At 71.6% G+C, this 17,314-nt stretch carries 19 protein-coding genes and 1 pseudogene; 4 read left to right on the plus strand and 16 right to left on the minus strand.

The window, feature by feature from the left end:
• Positions 1 to 82: 82 nt before the first annotated feature.
• Entirely contained in the window at positions 83 to 763 is a 681-nt protein-coding gene (locus tag AC3RX0_RS12215; RefSeq protein ID WP_491506251.1) for a hypothetical protein, read from the minus strand.
• Positions 764 to 933: 170 nt separating this feature from the next.
• On the opposite strand from AC3RX0_RS12215, the gene AC3RX0_RS12220 reads away from it, so the two are divergent.
• Together AC3RX0_RS12220 and AC3RX0_RS12225 are read left to right on the plus strand one after the other, a co-directional pair.
• Complete coding sequence (locus AC3RX0_RS12220; protein ID WP_491506252.1) at positions 934 to 2,109, plus strand: sensor histidine kinase; 1,176 nt, start codon at positions 934 to 936, stop codon at positions 2,107 to 2,109.
• Positions 2,106 to 2,762 (plus strand): response regulator, encoded by a 657-nt coding sequence (locus AC3RX0_RS12225; protein ID WP_491506253.1) that lies wholly within the window; start codon positions 2,106 to 2,108, stop codon positions 2,760 to 2,762. Before AC3RX0_RS12220 ends, AC3RX0_RS12225 begins: the two co-directional genes overlap by 4 nt.
• A 91-nt stretch (positions 2,763 to 2,853) precedes the next feature.
• Here the strand turns inward: AC3RX0_RS12225 and AC3RX0_RS12230 are convergent, their stop codons facing one another.
• A complete protein-coding gene (locus tag AC3RX0_RS12230; protein WP_491506254.1) occupies positions 2,854 to 3,198 on the minus strand; it encodes a cytoplasmic protein in 345 nt (114 codons plus the stop codon).
• Positions 3,199 to 3,273: 75 nt separating this feature from the next.
• Between AC3RX0_RS12230 and AC3RX0_RS12235 the strand changes: the two genes are divergently transcribed.
• Positions 3,274 to 3,639: an ArsR/SmtB family transcription factor gene (locus tag AC3RX0_RS12235; protein WP_491506255.1), complete on the plus strand. Its 366-nt coding sequence runs from the start codon at positions 3,274 to 3,276 to the stop codon at positions 3,637 to 3,639.
• Positions 3,640 to 3,770: 131 nt separating this feature from the next.
• A complete protein-coding gene (locus tag AC3RX0_RS12240; RefSeq protein ID WP_491506347.1) occupies positions 3,771 to 4,670 on the plus strand; it encodes a cation diffusion facilitator family transporter in 900 nt (299 codons plus the stop codon).
• Positions 4,671 to 4,833: 163 nt separating this feature from the next.
• Here AC3RX0_RS12240 and AC3RX0_RS12245 read toward each other — a convergent pair whose 3' ends face one another.
• The 14 genes and pseudogenes from AC3RX0_RS12245 to AC3RX0_RS12310 form a co-directional block, all read right to left on the minus strand.
• Positions 4,834 to 7,080, minus strand: a complete 2,247-nt coding sequence (locus AC3RX0_RS12245) for a heavy metal translocating P-type ATPase (RefSeq protein ID WP_491506256.1) — start codon at positions 7,078 to 7,080, stop codon at positions 4,834 to 4,836.
• Positions 7,081 to 7,108: 28 nt separating this feature from the next.
• Positions 7,109 to 7,318, minus strand: coding sequence for a heavy-metal-associated domain-containing protein (locus tag AC3RX0_RS12250; RefSeq protein WP_491506257.1), 210 nt, complete (start codon positions 7,316 to 7,318; stop codon positions 7,109 to 7,111).
• Positions 7,319 to 7,475: 157 nt separating this feature from the next.
• Positions 7,476 to 7,766: a carbon storage regulator CsrA gene (gene csrA / locus AC3RX0_RS12255; protein ID WP_491506258.1), complete on the minus strand. Its 291-nt coding sequence runs from the start codon at positions 7,764 to 7,766 to the stop codon at positions 7,476 to 7,478.
• A 362-nt stretch (positions 7,767 to 8,128) separates the two neighbouring features.
• Positions 8,129 to 10,195, minus strand: a complete 2,067-nt coding sequence (locus AC3RX0_RS12260) for a flagellar biosynthesis protein FlhA (RefSeq protein ID WP_491506259.1) — start codon at positions 10,193 to 10,195, stop codon at positions 8,129 to 8,131.
• Positions 10,192 to 11,277 (minus strand): EscU/YscU/HrcU family type III secretion system export apparatus switch protein, encoded by a 1,086-nt coding sequence (locus AC3RX0_RS12265; protein ID WP_491506260.1) that lies wholly within the window; start codon positions 11,275 to 11,277, stop codon positions 10,192 to 10,194. Before AC3RX0_RS12265 ends, AC3RX0_RS12260 begins: the two co-directional genes overlap by 4 nt.
• Entirely contained in the window at positions 11,274 to 12,032 is a 759-nt protein-coding gene (locus tag AC3RX0_RS12270; RefSeq protein ID WP_491506261.1) for a flagellar biosynthetic protein FliR, read from the minus strand. Before AC3RX0_RS12270 ends, AC3RX0_RS12265 begins: the two co-directional genes overlap by 4 nt.
• Position 12,033: 1 nt before the next feature.
• Positions 12,034 to 12,309, minus strand: a complete 276-nt coding sequence (gene fliQ, locus AC3RX0_RS12275; protein WP_491506262.1) for a flagellar biosynthesis protein FliQ — start codon at positions 12,307 to 12,309, stop codon at positions 12,034 to 12,036.
• Positions 12,306 to 13,091: a flagellar type III secretion system pore protein FliP gene (gene fliP, locus AC3RX0_RS12280; RefSeq protein ID WP_491506348.1), complete on the minus strand. Its 786-nt coding sequence runs from the start codon at positions 13,089 to 13,091 to the stop codon at positions 12,306 to 12,308. The genes fliQ and fliP overlap by 4 nt, the downstream gene beginning before the upstream one ends.
• Before the next feature lie 264 nt (positions 13,092 to 13,355).
• Positions 13,356 to 13,625 (minus strand): annotated as a pseudogene (locus tag AC3RX0_RS12285) (flagellar biosynthetic protein FliO); the annotation flags it as partial.
• A 43-nt stretch (positions 13,626 to 13,668) separates the two neighbouring features.
• Entirely contained in the window at positions 13,669 to 14,328 is a 660-nt protein-coding gene (gene fliN / locus AC3RX0_RS12290) for a flagellar motor switch protein FliN (RefSeq protein ID WP_491506263.1), read from the minus strand.
• Positions 14,325 to 15,257, minus strand: coding sequence for a flagellar motor switch protein FliM (locus AC3RX0_RS12295; protein WP_491506264.1), 933 nt, complete (start codon positions 15,255 to 15,257; stop codon positions 14,325 to 14,327). Before AC3RX0_RS12295 ends, fliN begins: the two co-directional genes overlap by 4 nt.
• Positions 15,258 to 15,314: 57 nt before the next feature.
• Positions 15,315 to 16,115: a flagellar motor protein MotB gene (locus AC3RX0_RS12300; protein WP_491506265.1), complete on the minus strand. Its 801-nt coding sequence runs from the start codon at positions 16,113 to 16,115 to the stop codon at positions 15,315 to 15,317.
• A complete protein-coding gene (locus AC3RX0_RS12305) occupies positions 16,112 to 16,930 on the minus strand; it encodes a motility protein A (protein ID WP_491506266.1) in 819 nt (272 codons plus the stop codon). The genes AC3RX0_RS12300 and AC3RX0_RS12305 overlap by 4 nt, the downstream gene beginning before the upstream one ends.
• Positions 16,930 to 17,157, minus strand: a complete 228-nt coding sequence (locus AC3RX0_RS12310; RefSeq protein ID WP_498165968.1) for a flagellar FlbD family protein — start codon at positions 17,155 to 17,157, stop codon at positions 16,930 to 16,932. Before AC3RX0_RS12310 ends, AC3RX0_RS12305 begins: the two co-directional genes overlap by 1 nt.
• Positions 17,158 to 17,314 lie beyond the last annotated feature (157 nt).

Below are 17,314 nucleotides of genomic sequence, written 5' to 3' on the forward strand. Positions count from 1 at the left end.
CGAGGTGCGGCGCGGACTCGCCGCTCTGGGTGCGGCGGCAGCGCACACGGCTGCCTATGGAAGAGACGTCGGTCGCCGCGATTCATGACGCGGTTCGCAGGAGTCTTCTCGAAGCCGTCTCGTGGCCGCCCCGTGCCCGGCGTGATGCGATGAGCGCCGTGGCGAGGACGAGGGTGAAGAGCAGGTAGACGAAGTACGTGAAGAAGAAGGGTGCGAGGATGCCGCACACCCCGCCGATCGCGCAGCACACCCGCAGCCACATCGACAGGCCGGAGCGGACGGCGAGCACGAGGGCGATCACCCCGACGCACAGCGCGGGCCCGCATACGGCCATGAGGTTGCCGATCTCGGTGAGCAGGTAGGCGAGCGGATGCGGGACGCCGGCTCGAACCGGAGCGCCGCCCTCGATCATGCCGATCACCAGCCCGCCGGCCAGCCAGGCGCCGACGACGCTCACGGCGGCGCCGACCGTGGCGATCGCGGCGAGCGGGCTCCCCGTCCCCGGAATCCGGCGCAGACCCGCGCCGAAGACGACGAGCGCGAGGGCGCCTGCCGCGGCGACGAACCAGAGCGTCAGCGCGGTCGGCGCGTGGGCCTGCTCGAGATATGCCGCGATGCGTGCGTCGTGGTAGTCGCCCCCGGGCGAGCCCGCGAACATGAACGCGGCGAACGTCGCCAGCGCATAGATCAGCAGTCCGACGCCCGCGGAGCGCGGCGGCGCCGCTGTGGACGTCGCGGATGCGGACGGTGTGCATGCGGACATGGGATCCTCCTCGATCGTGGCGCCCGATCTGGGCGTGCTTCGGACGATACGAGCGCGCCCGGGGCCCGCGCGTCGTCACGGGTGACGGTCTTGAGCTCGTGCGCCGGCACGAAGACGGGTCCTCCGTGAGGAGGATGCGCGTGCGCGGCCTGCGGCTCTACTGTGGGTCGGTGAGCCACCGCAGCTGGGCTTTCGACATCGCGATCGCCGTCGTGGTCGCCGCCTTCGGCCTGGCCGAGGCGCTGTGGGGCATCAACGCGACGCATCGGCAGGGGCCGGTGGCCGCCGAGGCGGCGGTCTACGTCGTCACGGGTCTGCTGCTGGTGCTGCGCCGACCCGCACCGCTCGTCTGCCTGTCGGCGATCGTCGTGGTCAGCGCCATCGAGTTCTCGCTGTTCGGAGCGCCCGAGGGAATGGGCGTCGCGCTGCCCGGCACGATCGGAGCATACTCGGCGGGCCGGTACGTGGACCGTCGGCGGTCGTGGTGCGGACTCGTGCTGGTCGTCGTGCTGTGGACGGTGTGGGACGTGTTCGACCCGGTCGTGAACACCCCGCTGCTGCGACTGGAGCAGCTCGGGTGGATGTCGCCGTGGGTGGTCGCGTGGCTGGTCGGCGCGCTCGTGCGCAGTCAGACGCTGCACGCCGCGCAGCGGCGGGTCGTGCGCGCAGAGCGCGAGGCGCGGGCCGTCGTCGAAGAACGAAATCGCATCGCGCGCGAGCTGCACGATGTCATCGGGCACAGCGTGAGCGTCATGACCCTGCAGGCCTCCGCCGTGCGGCGCCGGCTCGCCGCCGATCAAGCCGAGGAACGGCGTGCGCTCGAGGCGGTCGAAGAGGTCGGGCGCGAGGCGCTGGACGAGATGCGGCGCATGGTCGGGATGCTGCGGCAGGCCGACGACGCCGCCGAGCGCCATCCGGCACCGAGCCTCGGGCAGCTCGACGACCTGATCGAGAAGTTCCGGGCCGCGGGGCTCCCGGTGAGCCTTCGCCGCACCGGGACCGACCGCGCTCTGCCGACCGGTCTCGACCTCACGGTCTACCGCGTCGTACAGGAGGGGCTGACGAACGCGCTGCGGCACGCCGTCGCCCCGTGTGCGGTCGAGGTCGAGCTCGGGTACGCCGAGGGAGCGGTCGACGTGCGCGTGACCGACGACGGTCGCCCACCCGACGGCGCACGCGAACCGGACGCGGGCGTGGGGCACGGGCTGTTCGGCATGCGCGAGCGCGTCACGCTGTACGGCGGAACCCTGCACGCGGAGCGGCAGGACGACGGGTTCACGCTGGTCGCGCACCTGCCGATCCCGGCCGATGGCCCCGACGAGGCCGGTGAGAAGGAATCCGTATGAGCATCGGCATCCTGATCGCGGACGACCAGGCGCTCGTGCGCCGGGGCTTTCGCATGATCCTCGAGATCGAACCGGATCTCGAGGTGGTCGGCGAGGCCGTCGACGGGGCGGATGCCGTGGCGAAGACCAGGATGCTGCAGCCCGACATCGTCCTCATGGACGTGCGCATGCCGGGCGTGGACGGCATCGAGGCGACGGCGCGCATCGTCGCCGACCCCGTGACCGGCGCGCGCACGCGCGTGCTGATGCTGACGACGTTCGACATGGACGGCTACGTCTACGACGCGCTGCGGGCCGGTGCCAGCGGCTTCCTCCTCAAGGACGTCGTGCCCGAGCTGCTGGTCTCGGGGATCCGCTCGGTGCACGCCGGCGAGGCGCTGCTGGCGCCGAGCGTCACCCGGCGGCTGATCTCGGCATACCTGCAGCATGCGCCGGCCGAGGCATCCGACGTCGACCAGGTGCTGACGCAGCGCGAGCGCGAGACCCTGCTGCTGCTGGCCAAGGGGCTGACCAACGCCGAGATCGCCGAGCGGTTCGTCGTTTCCGAGACCACCGTCAAGACGCACGTCGGCCGGGTGCTCGCCAAGCTCGGACTGTGCGACCGGGTGCAGGCCGTGATCTACGCCTATGAGCACGGCCTGGCTGCGCGGTGACGCTCGCACGCTGGGACCCGCGTCGCTCCGGAAATCGCCGTCCCGGACGCCGCTGCCCTGTACCGCGTACGGCCACCGCGCAGACGGGTGGTCAGGGCGCCGTGGGGCCGAGCGTGTGGGTCTCGGCCGCGTCTGTCGGACGCGGCTCCTTCAACTCGACGAAGATGACGTGGGTGGCGGTGTCTCCGACATTGCGCCCGGCGTGCGTCTGCGCGTCGAGCCACCGGGCCGTTCCGGCATCGAGGTGTACCGGCACCTGCCGGCCGCCCGACGAGATCTCCCGCTCGAACGCCGAGAGGGTCACCATGACGCTGTCGGGATGCTCGTGCAGGTGCGTCTGGTCCCCGGGCCCGTCACGGTACTCGAGCACGCGCACGCGCTCGTTCTCCCAGAGCACGCGATAGTGATCCGGGTCTGTCGCAACGGGATCTGACATGGCGACACAGTATGCCCGCGGAACGGTGTTGACAATGATGTCTTCGGCTGTCGAGACGTCTGCAATAATCTGCGTATGGATGCAGATACGCAGGCATGCGGATTGGACCCCGACAGTCAGTTCGTCGAGCTCGCCGTCGAGGTGTTCGGGCTGCTCGCCGATGCGACCCGGGTGCGCATCATCCTGGCCTTGCGCGCGAACGACGAGCTCTCGGTGAACCACCTCGCCGACATCGTCGACAAGTCGCCGGCGGCCGTGTCGCAGCACCTCGCGAAGCTGCGGATGGCGCGGATCGTGTCGACCCGTCAGGACGGGCAGCGCGTGTTCTACCGGCTCGAGAACGAGCACGCGTCGCAGCTCGTGACCGACGCGATCTTCCAGGCGGAGCACTCGCTCGGCGGTGTCCCACGCCATCATCACGTCGAGGCGGCCGGCGCGTGAGCGCGCACCCGCACGGGCGCGGACACGAGCACGGGCACGAGCATGAGCATGAGCACGAGCATGAGCACGGCCATGCCCACGGTCCCCACGGTCACGCCCATCCGACCGGACTCACCGGCATCCTGCACGGCATCTTCGTGCCGCACTCGCACGACGCGTCCGATTCGATCGACGATGCGCTCGAGGCCAATTCCGAGGGCATCCGCGCGGTCAAGATCAGCCTCGTCGTGCTGCTGGCCACGACCGTGCTGCAGGGCACGATCGTCGCATTCTCGGGCTCGATCGCGCTGCTGGCCGACACGATCCACAACTTCTCCGACGCGCTGACCGCCGTCCCGCTGTGGATCGCGTTCGTCCTCTCGCGCCGCGCCGCCACCCGCCGGTACACATACGGGTTCAACCGCGCCGAAGACCTCGCCGGCCTGTTCATCGTCCTGATGATCGCCGCGTCGGCCGTCGTCGCCGCGTGGGAGGCGATCGACCGCATCGTCCACCCGCGGCCCATCGAGAACGTCGGCTGGGTCATCGCCGCCGGCGTCATCGGGTTCCTCGGCAACGAGGCCGTCGCCGTCTATCGCATCCGCACCGGTCGGCGCATCGGCTCGGCCGCCCTGGTCGCCGACGGCGTGCACGCCCGCACGGATGGCTTCACCTCGCTCGCCGTCGTGGTCGGCGGGATCGGCGTGCTGCTCGGCTTCCCCCTCGCCGACCCGATCGTCGGGCTGCTCATCTCGGCGATGATCGCCGTGCTGCTGGTCGGCACGATCCGCTCGGTCGGGCGCCGCCTGATGGACGGCATCGAACCCGAACTCCTCGACCGTGCCGAGCACGCCCTGCAGCACGTCCCCGAGATCCAGGGGATCGACCGCGTGCGGCTGCGGTGGATCGGCCACCGGCTGCACGGCGATGCCGACATCCGCGTCGGCGACGTGCCGCTGATCGAGGCGAACCGCATCGCGGTCGCGGCCGAGGCATCCGTCCGCGCACACGTGCCCAACGTCGACGAGATGAGCATCCGCACCCTCGCGTGAAGCGAGGAGATCTGACGAGGCGAGGGCCGAACCGCCGGATACGGTACTCGTTCGGCGAGATCTCCTCGCCTCGGGCGAGGGCAGGGTGGCCGGGCGAGGGAAGGGTGGCCGGACGAGGGCAGGGTGGTCCCGCCGCGCCCGGCCGGGCCGCAGGGCGCCGGGCTCAGCGCTCGCGCACGACGCTGCGGAAGCCCCGCAGCCGCAGGCTGTTGCCCACCACGAACACGCTCGACAACGCCATCGCGGCGCCCGCCAGCATCGGGTTCAGCAGCCCGAGGGCGGCGATCGGGATCGCGGCGACGTTGTACGCGAAGGCCCAGAACAGGTTCGCCTTGATCGTGCCGAGCGTCCTGCGCGACAGACGGATCGCGTCGACCGCCGCGCGCAGATCGCCGCGGACGAGGGTGAGATCGGATGCCTCGATCGCGACGTCCGTTCCCGTGCCCATCGCGAGCCCGAGGTCGGCCTGCGCCAGCGCCGGGGCGTCGTTCACGCCGTCGCCGACCATCGCGACGACCTTGCCGTCGGCCTGCAGCCCCGCCACGACGTCGACCTTGTCTTTCGGCAGCACCTCGGCGTAGACCCGGTCGATGCCGACCTCGGCGGCGATGCGGTGCGCGACGGCGGCGTTGTCGCCGGTGAGCAGCACCGGCGTGAGCCCGAGCGCCTTCAGCTCGCGCACCGCTTCGGCGCTGCTGGGCTTGACGGTGTCGGCGACGATCAGGATGCCGCGGGCCGCGCCATCCCAGGCGGCGGCGACGACCGTCTTGCCGTCGGCCTCGGCCTGCGCCTTGGCGGCGGTCGTGGCGGGTGAGAGCGCGAGAGACCACTCGGCCAGCAGCGTCTCGCGCCCGACGAGCACGAGGTGCCCGTCAACGACGCCCTGCACGCCGCGCCCTTCGAGGTTCGCGAAGTCTGCGGGCTCGGGCAGCGTGCCGGCCTCTTCGGTGGCCGCGCGGGCGATGGCCTGCGCGATCGGGTGCTCCGAGGCATCCTCCACCGCTCCGGCCAGGCGCAGCAGCTCGCCGCGAGAGGTGCCGGGCTCGGCGACCGCGTCGACCAGGGTCATGCGGCCGCTGGTGACGGTGCCGGTCTTGTCGAGCACGACGGTGTCGACGGTGCGCGTCGACTCGAGCACTTCGGGTCCCTTGATGAGGATGCCCAGCTGCGCCCCGCGGCCCGTGCCGACCAGTAGCGCGGTGGGCGTGGCCAGCCCCAGGGCGCACGGGCAGGCGATCACGAGCACCGCCACCGCAGCGGTGAACGCGGCCGCGACCGGGAACCCGGCGATCAGCCACACCGCGAGGGTCACGACCGCGATGGCCAGTACGATCGGCACGAACACGCCCGAGATGCGGTCGGCGAGCCGCTGCACCTCGGCCTTGCCGGTCTGCGCATCTTCGACCAGGCGCGCCATCTGCGCGAGCTGGGTGTCGGCGCCCACGCGCGTGGCCCGCACCACGAGCCGACCGCCCGCATTGACCGTGGCGCCGGTCACGGCGTCGCCGGGCGCGACCTCGGCCGGCACCGACTCGCCGGTGAGCATCGACACGTCAACGGCCGAGGTGCCCGAGACCACGGCGCCGTCGGTGGCGATCTTCTCGCCCGGGCGCACCACGAACTCGTCGCCCACGCGCAGCTCGTCGATCGCTATCCTGACCTCGACGCCGCCGCGCAGCACCGCGACGTCCTTCGCGCCGAGCTCGAGCAGCGCGCGCAGCGCAGCGCCGGCTTGCCGCTTCGACCGCTTCTCGAAGTAGCGGCCGGCGAGGATGAACGTCGTCACCCCGGCGGCGACCTCGAGGTAGATGTTCGCGGTGCCGTCCGAGGGCTGCAGCGTGAACTCGAACGGGTGCGTCATGCCGGGCATGCCGGCCGTGCCGAAGAACAGCGCGTACAGCGACCATAGGAACGCGGCCGAGGTCCCCATCGAGATGAGCGTGTCCATCGTCGCCGCTCCGTGGCGCAGGTTCGTCCACGCCGCGCGGTGGAACGGCAGCGCTGCCCACACCACGACGGGCGCGGCCAGCGCCAGCGACGCCCACTGCCAGTACGTGAACTGCAGGGCCGGGATCATCGCCATCGCGATCACCGGTGCCGACAGCACCGCCGAGACGATGAGCCGGGTGCGCAGGGACTGCAGTTCGGGGTCCGCGTCGGGCGCGGCATCCTTCTTCTCCACCGGCGGCGCCGGAAGCGTCGCCGTGTACCCGGCCTTCTCGACCTCGGCGATGAGCACGGCCGGATCGACGTCGCCCGGCGCGGTCACGCGCGCCTTCTCGGTGGCGTAGTTGACGGTCGCGACGACGCCGTCGAGCCGGTTCAGCTTCTTCTCGATGCGCGTCGCGCACGACGCGCACGTCATGCCGCCGATGGCGAGTTCGACGCTGGTGTCGGTGGGGGTGGTCATGGGTGGATGCCTCGGTCCCGACGGCGCGTCAGGCGCGGACCGCTGCGTACCCCGCCTCGTCGACCGCCGCGATCACGGCGGCGTCGTCGAGGGGAGCGGCCGAGGTGACCACCAGTGAGCCGGTCGTGGCGCTGACCTGGATGTCGTCGACGCCGGCGATGCGGCCGACTTCTTCGCGCACCGACATCTCGCAGTGCCCGCAGCTCATCCCGGTGACCTGGTACTCGGTCGTCGTCATGGTCCGTCCTTTCGCTCGCATGCCCGAGGTGGGCATCGCCTCCAGGACAACATGATACCCCCTAGGGGTATTCCCGGGGTGGTCGGAGGCCACGGACTGGACCCCGAAGTGCACCGCGGCTACGGCGCGGTCAGGTGATGACCATGGCGCGATCGGCTCAGGAGTCGGACTCGGACTCGTTCTGGTCCTGGGGCCGGGCCTGGTCCCGGTTCGGACGGCGGCGGGCGAGCGCCGCGACGATCGCGCTCTCGGCGTCGGCGCCCGTGTCGGCGGCGGCCGACACGTTCTCGTCGCTGACGGCCTGGACGATCTCGGCCCGCTGGATCCGCGTCTCGCGCGGGGCCTGCACGCCGATGCGCACGCTGTCGCCCTTGACGTCGAGGACCGTGATCGTGATGTCGCCGCCGATGAGCACGCTCTCGCCGATCCGCCTCGTCAACACCAGCATCCCCACAGCCTACTGGGGCGAGGCTGCTCTCACGTCTGCCCGACCGGTGCGAGGGCCCCGGCGGTCTGCGCGGCGCCGCAGGCGCGCGATGCAATTCGTCCGGTCGGCGTCTGTGACCGTCCACGCCGTGTGGGAGTGGTCATAGGTGACGACCGAAGGCCGGGATGCGGCATCCATCCGCGTCGCGCCGCGTCGTCGGCGGGAGGCTTCCGGAGCGCCGTCCCGAAGTGCCGCGTCGGGCCGGTGAACCGGCGTTATGGGCCGGCGATTCGTCGGGCGGCTTGGGAATGCCGTCCCGAAGTGCCGCGTCGGGCGGATGAAGCGGCAACACGGGACGGAGATTCAGCGGCGTCGAGCAGCTCTCACGTGTGCGCGACCGGCGCGAGGGCCCCGGCGGTCTGCGCGGCGCCGTCGCGGACGACTCCGACGGTCTCGATCGCCAGGCCCGCCGAGGTCGCCTCGGTGTACGAGAGCACGGCCAGCCCGTCGGTCTGGGCCGAGACCATCCGCCGCACGGCCGGGCGCAGGCCCGGCGCGCACACCAGCACCGCCTCTCCGCCGTTGTCGTCGGCGGCTGTCACCGCCTGGCGCACCGACTCGACGACGGACTCGAGGCGGTCGGGCTCGAGCACGATGTGCGAGCCGTCCTCGCCGGCGCGCATGCCCTCGAGCATGGCCTGCTCGAGCAGCGGGGCGATCATGATCACCCGTAGAGTGCCGCCGTCGGCGAACCGCGCCGCCAGCGCCGGCCCGAGCGCGGCACGGGCGGCCTCGATCAGGCCCTCGGGCTCGGTCGAGACCTTGGCGCGCAGCGCGAGGGCCTCGTAGATGCGAGCGAGGTCGTTGATCGGCACGCGCTCGGCCAGCAGCCCCTGCAGCACGCGCTGGATCTCGGCGAGCGAGAGCAGGGTCGGGGTGAGTTCTTCGATCGCGGCGGGCGAGACCTGCTTGAGCGCGTCGGTCAGGCGGCGCACGTCCTCGCGGTCGAGCAGCCGGGCCGCGTGGGCCTGGATGACGCTGGACAGGTGCGTGACGATCACGCTCGCCCGATCGACCACGGTCGCGCCGGCGAGCTCGGCGCTGTGCCGCATCGCGGCGGCGATCCACTTGCCCTCCAGCCCGAACACCGGGTCGTGCGAGACCGCGCCGGGAAGGACGTCGAGCCCCTGACCGAGCGCGAGCACGGATCCGGGCGGCGCGGTGCCGCGGCCCGCCTCGGCGCCCGCCACGCGGATGACGTACGTCGACGACTCGAGCTCGATGCTGTCGCGCGTGCGCACCGGCGGCACGATCAGGCCGAGGTCCAGCGCGATGCGGCGGCGCAGCGCCTTGACCCGCGCGAGCAGGTCGTCGGGCCCGCCCGTGACGAGGTCGACGATGTTCGGGGCGAGCTGGATCTCGAGCGGATGCACGCGCATGCGCTCGATGAGCTCGTCGGTGCCGTCGCCGGCCGGTGCCGGCTCGAGCTGCTGCTCGGCGGCCACCTCGCGCGCCTGCCGGGCCGCCGTGCGTCGGCCGAGCACGAGCAGGATCGCCCCGATCGCCAGGAACGGCAGCACCGGCATCCCCGGGATGAACGCCATCACGGCCGCAGCGCCCCCGGCGATCGACAGCGCGTGCCGCGACTGCCGCAGCTGCGCCGAGGCGGCCTCGCCGATCTCGGTCTCGGCGTTCGAGCGGGTCACGATCATGCCTGTCGACACCGCCATCAGCAGCGCCGGGATCTGGGTCACCAGTCCGTCGCCGATCGTCAGCAGCGTGTAGGTGCTCACGGCCTCGTCGATCGACAGCCCGCGCTGCACCATGCCGATCGCGATGCCGCCGACGATGTTGATGACGATGATCACGAGCCCCGCGATCGCGTCGCCCTTGACGAACTTCGACGCGCCGTCCATTGCGCCGTAGAAGTCGGCCTCGGCGGCGACCTCGGCACGACGCTCCCGCGCCTGCACATCGGTGATGAGCCCCGCGTTCAGGTCGGCGTCGATCGCCATCTGCTTGCCGGGCATGGCGTCGAGCGTGAACCGCGCGCCGACCTCGGCGACCCGCTCCGAGCCCTTCGTGACCACGACGAACTGGATCACCACGAGGATCAGGAACACCACGGCGCCGATGATCAGCGACCCGCCCACGGCGATCTGCCCGAACGCCTCGATCACCTGGCCCGCGTACGCCTCGCCGAGCACGAGCCGGGTCGAGGCGACGTTCAGCCCGAGCCGGAAGAGCGTGGCCACCAGCAGCAGCGACGGGAACACCGAGAAGTCGAGGGGCTTCTTGACGAACATCGTGGTCAGCAGGATCACGAGCGCGAACATGATGTTCAGCACGATCAGCGAGTCCAGCAGGAACGGGGCGATCGGCACCACGAGCAGCATCAGGATGCCGACGACGCCGACCGGCACGGTGAGTTTTCGCATCAGCGAGTTCATGCGGTCCTCCTCGGGGGAAGGGAGTGGATGCCGCGGGCAGCGCCGCGGCGACGCAGGGCATCGACGAACACGAGCACGTGGGCCACGGCCGTGTACAGGGTCTCGGGGATCTCATGGCCCAGCTCGCACCCGGCGTGCAGGGCGCGGGCGAGCGGGATGTCGCGCACCATGGGCACACCGGCATCCGTCGCCTTCTGCCGGATGCGCTCGGCGATCACTCCGCTGCCCTTGGCGACCACCCGTGGAGCGGACTTGCCCGGCTCGTAGCGCAGTGCCACAGCCACGTGCGTGGGGTTGACGACGACCACGTCGGCGTCGGCGACCGCGGCGATCATGCGGTTGCGACTCATCGCGAGCTGCCGCGACCGACGCTGATGGCGGATCAGCGGATCCCCCTCGCTGTTCTTGTTCTCGTCCTTGGCCTCGCGCTTGGTCATCCGGGTGTGCTTGGCGTTGCGTCGCATGACGACGAACACGTCGATCGCGGCCAGCGCCAGGCCCACCGCGACGGTCGCCTGCAGCAGGCCGGCGATGCCCGATGCGGCGGTGCCGAGCAGCTCGGCCACGGAGTGCGCGCCGCTGGCCGACAGCACCGGCATGAGCCCGGCGATCACCAGCCAGACGACCAGGGCGATGGCGGCGGTCTTCAGCAGGGCCTTCGCCCCTTCCCATAGGGCGCGCCGGCCGAACAGCCGGCCGAGACCCTTGACCACGTCGAACTGCTCGTACCTGCCTGAGGGCCGGCGCAGGTGCACGCCGCCCTGCACGACCGCGCCGAACAGGGTGACGGCCGCGACGGTCGCCAGCAGGGGCCCGATCACGCCGGGCACCGCCCCGAGGCCGAGCTCGAGCGCGGCTCGGGCCGAGGCCGCGGTGGGATCGCGCACGACCGAGGTCAGCCGCACCAGCTGCTCGGTGCCCGCCGACGCCGCCGCCGCCACGGCCGCCGGCAGGCACACGGCCGCCGCGCCGATGCCGATCCACGCGGTGAGGTCCTGACTGCGCGAGAGCTGCCCCTTCTGCCGCGCCTCGCGCAGGCGCCGGTCGGTGGCCTTCTCGGTGCGCTCGCCGCTGTCGCTCATCGGCCCACCCCCCGCAGCAGGTTCAGCGCATCCGACCCGAGCGCCTCGACGATGCCGGGCAGGGCGAGATAGACGGTGCCGGCGAGCACGAGGGCCAGCAGCACCTTGACCGGCAGGCCCAGCGCGAACGCGTTCAGCGCCGGCGCCCCGCGGGTCACCAGGCCCAGCGCGACGTCGGCGAGGAACAGCACGAGGATCAGGGGACCGGCGATCTGCACCGCCGCGAGCACCATCTGCGACAGGCCGTCCACGAGCAGCCGCGCGGGGGCGGCAGAGGCGAAGACTCCGTCGACCGGCACGGCGGCGAAGCTGCGGGTGAGCCCGGCGATGATCACCTGGTAGCCGCCCGAGACGAACAGCAGCGTCATCGCGGTCAGCTGGAACAGGCGCGTGAACTGCGCGCCGAACACCTGCATCTGCGGATCGAAGACCTGCGCCAGCTGAAAGCCGCCGAAGATGTCGATCAGGCTGCCGGCCGACTGCACCGCCGAGAAGCACAGCAGCACGAGAAAACCCAGCAGCGCCCCGGTCAGCAGCTGCAGCGCCAGAGCGCCCAGGAACGGCAGCACGTCCATCACCGCGGTGCGCGGCAGCGCGCCGCTGACGGCGAGAGCCAGGCCCACCCCGAGCATCGCGCGGATCCGCGCCGGGATCGCACCGTGCGAGAACGGCGGCGCCAGGAACAGGAACGCCGTGATGCGCACGGCCGCGAGCATCGTGGCCTCGAGCCAGGCGAAGTCGACGGGGAGGTGCACGTCATCCGCCCGTCAGCAGCATCGGGATGCGCGCGAACATCTCGTTCGTGAACGCGATCATCTCCGAGATCATCCAGTTGCCGGCCACCACCAGGGCGATGCCGACGGCGATCGCCTTGGGCACGAACGAGAGCGTGACCTCCTGCACCTGGGTGATCGACTGCAGCAGCGAGATCGCGAGTCCCACCACGAGCGCGGTCACGAGGATGGGAGCGGCGAGCTTCGCGGCGATCAGCAGGCCCTGCGCGCCGATGTCGAGGGCGGCTTCGGGGCTCATCCGGTGCCTCCGTAGCTCTCCAGCAGCGAGCGGATGATCAGTCCCCACCCGTCGACCAGGATGAACAGCAGGATCTTGAACGGCAGCGAGATCATCACCGGCGGCAGCATCATCATGCCCATCGACATGAGCGCCGCGGCCACCACGAGGTCGATCACCAGGAACGGCACGAAGATCACGAACCCGATCACGAACGCCGCGCGCAGCTCCGAGAGCATGAACGCCGGGATGAGCGTCTGCATGGGCACGCTCTGCGGGTCGGCGGGATTCGGCACCGCAGCCACGCGTGACAACAGCGCGAGGTCCTCCTGACGGGTGAACGACAGCATCCATTTCCGCAAGGGCCCCTGGCCGAGGTCGATCGCCTGCGCGAACGTGATGCTGCCGTCGGTGTACGGCTGGACCGCGACGTGATTGATGTCGGTGAGCACCGGCCACATGATGAACAGCGACAGGAACAGCGCCAGGCCCGCGAGCACCTGGTTCGGGGGGATCGTCGGCAGCGACAGGGCGTTGCGGGTCATCGCCAGCACCACGAAGATCTTCGTGAACGACGACATCATCAGCAGCAGCGCGGGGGCGACCGACAGCAGGGTGATGGCCAGCAGGGTGAGGACGGATGCCGAGGGCGAGCCGTCGATGCCGTTGATGCCGATCGTGATCCCGGGGCCGGCGGTGGGCGCGACGGTCGGGACCGCGGGCGGGGTCGGATCGGTGACCGCGGCGTGCGCGGGCGTGCCGATCGTCATCGCCAGCGCGCCGCCGATCACCACGACGGCCATGATCAGCAGCGTCCAGCGCAGGGCGTGGGGACGGGATGCCGTGCGCCCGGCGCTCCGGCGGGATCCGACGCCGCTCGGCCAGAGGCCGCCGAGCGTCGTCAGCGACGCGAACGGGTTCTGCGCGGACGGGCTTTGCGCGGACAGACCCTGCGCGCGCGGGCGGTGGGCGCCTGCGCGCTGCGCGCGCAGGTCGGACCGCAGGGGTGCTGCGACCAGCGGCGCCGGGGCTGCGGCATCCATCGCCGATGCCGCCGTGAGCGCACGGTCGAACGAGGCGGCGGCGACCGGACGGGTCGCGGTCCACTGGGCCGGGGCCGCTGCCGGCTCGGTGCGGGCGGGGAGCCGGTCGACGACGCTCACGCCCCGCTCGGTGACACCCAGCACGTAGCGGGCGTCGTCGGTCTGCACGACGACCAGCTGCGCCTTCGAGCCCAGGCTCTTGCGCCCCAGCACCCGGATCGTCTCGACCTCGCGCCGCGCGGGGCGCCGCGAGAGGCGGCGCTGCAGGTACCAGAGCAGGCACAGCACCGCCACCAGAGAGACGCCGACGCGCAGCGCCAGCAGCAGGTCATCCAGGTCAGACCTCGACGTTCTCGAGGATGCGCGTGATCCGCACCGCGTAGTCCTGGTCGACGACGACGATCTCGCCGTGCGCGATGATGCGGCCGTTCAGCTTCACGTCGGCCGGTGCCCCCGCCGAGCGGTCCAGCTCGACGATGCGCCCCGGCTCCAGGTCGAGCACTTCGCGCACCGCCATCCGGGTGCGGCCGATCTCGACCGTCAGGTCCATCTCGACGCCGGCGATCCGGTTGAGGCGGCGCGAGGGTGCGGCCGCCGCGCCCGACGTGCGGGTGATGCGCACCGCGAGGCGCCCGATCGTGCGCTCGGCGTCGTCGACCAGGTCGAACACCTGGGCGAGAGGGTGGGTGAACACGGCCGACGCGTCCTCGAGGGCGGGGTCGCCGAGCGTGCCGGGGCCGAGGGCGCCGACGGCGGCGATCAGCGTGCCGTGCAGCCGGTCGGTCAGAGGCGCGTCGGGCATCCCGTCGACGAGGGCGGCGGGGTCGAGCAGCTGCACCGCCAGCTGGGCGCTGGTGTCGCCGATGAACGATGCGACGACGGCCTCGCCGGTGTCGCCCGACGCCTGGGCGGCGCGCGCGGTGGCCGGTGCCGCGGTCGGCAGTCGTGCGGCGAAGGCGGCGGCGACGGCGGATTCGTGAGCGGTGGTGCTGGTCATGCGGACTCCTCAGCGAGGGCGGGATCGGGGGGCGTCGCGGTGACGACGCACGCCAGCCGCGCGCCGCTCGTGCCGACCGCGGCGGTGGCGATGATGTGGTCGTCGACGACGAGTTCGAGCGGCCGGTCGGCCGAGTGCGGCAGCGGCACGATGTCACCCACCGACAGCCGCAGCACGTCGTGGGGGCGCACGATGGCGGGGGCCAGGCGCAGGGCCAGCTCGATCGGCGCGAGCTCCACCTGGCGGCGCATGAGGCCGGGCGAGACGGACTCGGCCGACTCGGTGGACCGGGTCGTCAGGGTCTCGAGCACGACCGAGGCCGGCAGCATGACGCTGGCCGGCACGGTCCGCTCGCCCAGCCGCATCGAGAAGTGCACCGCGATGACCAGATCGCTGGCGGCGGCCACCTGCGCGAACTGCGAGTTGTACTGGATGCCGCTGATCGCAAGACCCGTCGGCAGCAGGCCGCCCAGGGCATTGGTCAGATTGTCGGCCGCGTCGGAGATGAGCGTGCGGATCAGCGCCTGCTCGATGGGGCTCAGTGGCCGCTCCTCGACCACGTCGACGGCACGGCCGCCCACCATCTGGATGATCCACGCGATGGCCGCCGAAAGCGGGAACTGGATGACGATGCGCTCCTCGGCGTCCGGCAGAGCGCACACGACCATCGTGGTCGTCGCCGGGAGGGATGCCGCATACTCGTCGTACGTCTGCATCGTGACCTGCTCGACCGAGACGTGCGCGCGCACGCCGATCCGGGCCGACAGCTGCGCGGCCCACTGGCGCGAGAACGTCTCGAACGCCACCTCGAGCACGCGGGCGTGCTCGCGCGACAGCGACGCCGGACGCCCGAAGTCGTACACTTCGACGTCGCGGGTCGACCCCGCCTCTGCGGGGACGCCCGATCGCGCGCTGTCCTCGATCACCACGCCCCGGACTATCGGGCGGTGGCGGACGCGCGTAAGGAGGGTGAGGGGTCGGTGCCGCTACGGCGCCTCCTGCACGAGGGGCAGCAGCCGGCGTACTCCTTCCTTCGCGTCGGAGAGGATGACGATGTCCACGCGCCGGTTCTGCGCGAGGGCGCGCGGGCTCGAGCCGGGGGCGGCCGGGCGGGCGTCGCCGTACCCGACGGACTTGACCCGGCTCGCCTTCAGCCCGCGGTCCTCGACGAGGTAGCGCAGCACCTGGGTGGCCCGGCCTGCCGAGAGCTCCCAGTTGGTGGGGAACGGGGCTGCGGCCGTCCGGCGGTCGGCATGCCCCTCGATGGAGATCTCGTTCGGGATGTCGGCCATCACGGTGCCCAGGGTCCCGAGCACGGCGACCGCCTTGCCGCTGAGGGTCGTGCTGTTGGTCGCGAAGAACGTCTCGGCGCTGACCAGGCCGATCGTCAGGCCCCGCTCGTCGATCGTGAAGGTCGCGGCATCCTGCAGACCCCGCTCCGCAAGCGCCTGGCGCAGGCGCTTGCGCAGCTGCGAGAGCTCGTCGAACTCGGTGCGCGCGGCGTCCAGCTCGGCGTCGGCGAAGTCCTGGGCCTTCTTGTCGATGAGTTCGACGGGGACGACCACGCCCTGCGTGGCATCCACCGTCTGCGACGGCTGCTGACCGAACCCCGTGGCCAGCGAGTTGCTCAGCGCGGCGAACTTCTCGGCGTCGACCGTCGACATCGCGAACAGCACGATGAACATGCACATCAGCACGGTCACCATGTCGAGGTACGACGCCATCCAGCGCTCGTCGGGGCCGTGATGCTCCTCGGGCGCGGTGCGACGCCGGCGACGCACGCTCATGGTGCCGGCACCGGATCCGGGGCGATGTCGCCCGCGGCGCGGGCCGGCTTCTTCTGCGCCTTCTCGCTCGGCCGCTGCGAGACCATCGCAGTGAGCCGTTCGCCGACGAAGTGCGGCGCGGATCCTGCCTGCACGGCCAGCATGCCCTCCATCAGCAGGGTCATGCGCTCGAGTTCCAGCTCGCCGAGCCGCTGCAGCCGGCCGCCGATGGGCAGCCAGATGAAGTTCGCCGACAGCAGGCCCCACAGCGTCGCCACGAACGCCGCGGCGATCATCGGGCCCAGCGTGTCGGGGCTGTCGAGGTTCTCGAGCACGTGCGTGAGCGAGACCACCGTGCCGATGATGCCGATCGTGGGGGCGAAGCCGCCGAGGGTCGAGTAGAACTTCGAGGCGGCGCGGTTGCGGGCCGCGGTCGACGCGATCTCGTCCTCCATCACGAGGCGCAGCTCTTCGGCGTCCGTGCCGTCGGCGATGCCCTGCAGCGCCTGCTTGAGGAACGCGTCGTCCTCGTCCGGCACCGACCGCTCGAGGGCGAGCAGGCCCTCGGCGCGCGCCTTCTCGGCGTAGCCGACGACGGTGGCGATCATGCTGTGCGCGCCGCGCTTGTCGCCGCGCAGCGCGCGGGGCAGCGACTTGATCGCGAACACTGCGTCGCGCAGCGTGCCGCTGGCGATGCCGACGGCGATCGTGGCGCCGAACACGAGCACCATGGGCGCCGGCAGCAGCAGCGCCGAGACCGAGGCGCCCTCGATGCCGATCATGGCCAGCAGCCCGCCGAACGCGAGAAGCAGGCCGATGATGAAGGAGGGATCCATCAGTCCACCTCCTCGGGCGGAGACGGCTGCGCCCAGGCGGAGGCGGTCGCGAGGATCTGCGCGCGGAACCGCGTGATCCGGTCGATGACCTCGTCCATCGTCTCGGTGACCACGAACGTGGCGCCGTCGACCATGGTGAGCGTGGTGTCGGGTGCGGCCTGAATCCGCTCGATGAGGTCGGGATTCACCGCGAACCGGGTGCGGTTCAGACGCGTGACGACGATCATGGGCTCCATCCTGGAATGCTCGTCCTCGCTGTGGGGCGGGACCCGACGGTCCATCCTGGTCCGTCGTGGGTGACTGTCGGCGGCCGCACGGCACGCGTAAGGCGCTCTGCCGCGGCACGATCGCGCTCAGTGCGAGTGCCGCCCACGGCCCTCGTGT

The sequence above is a fragment of the Microbacterium sp. W1-4-2 genome (assembly GCF_058349885.2).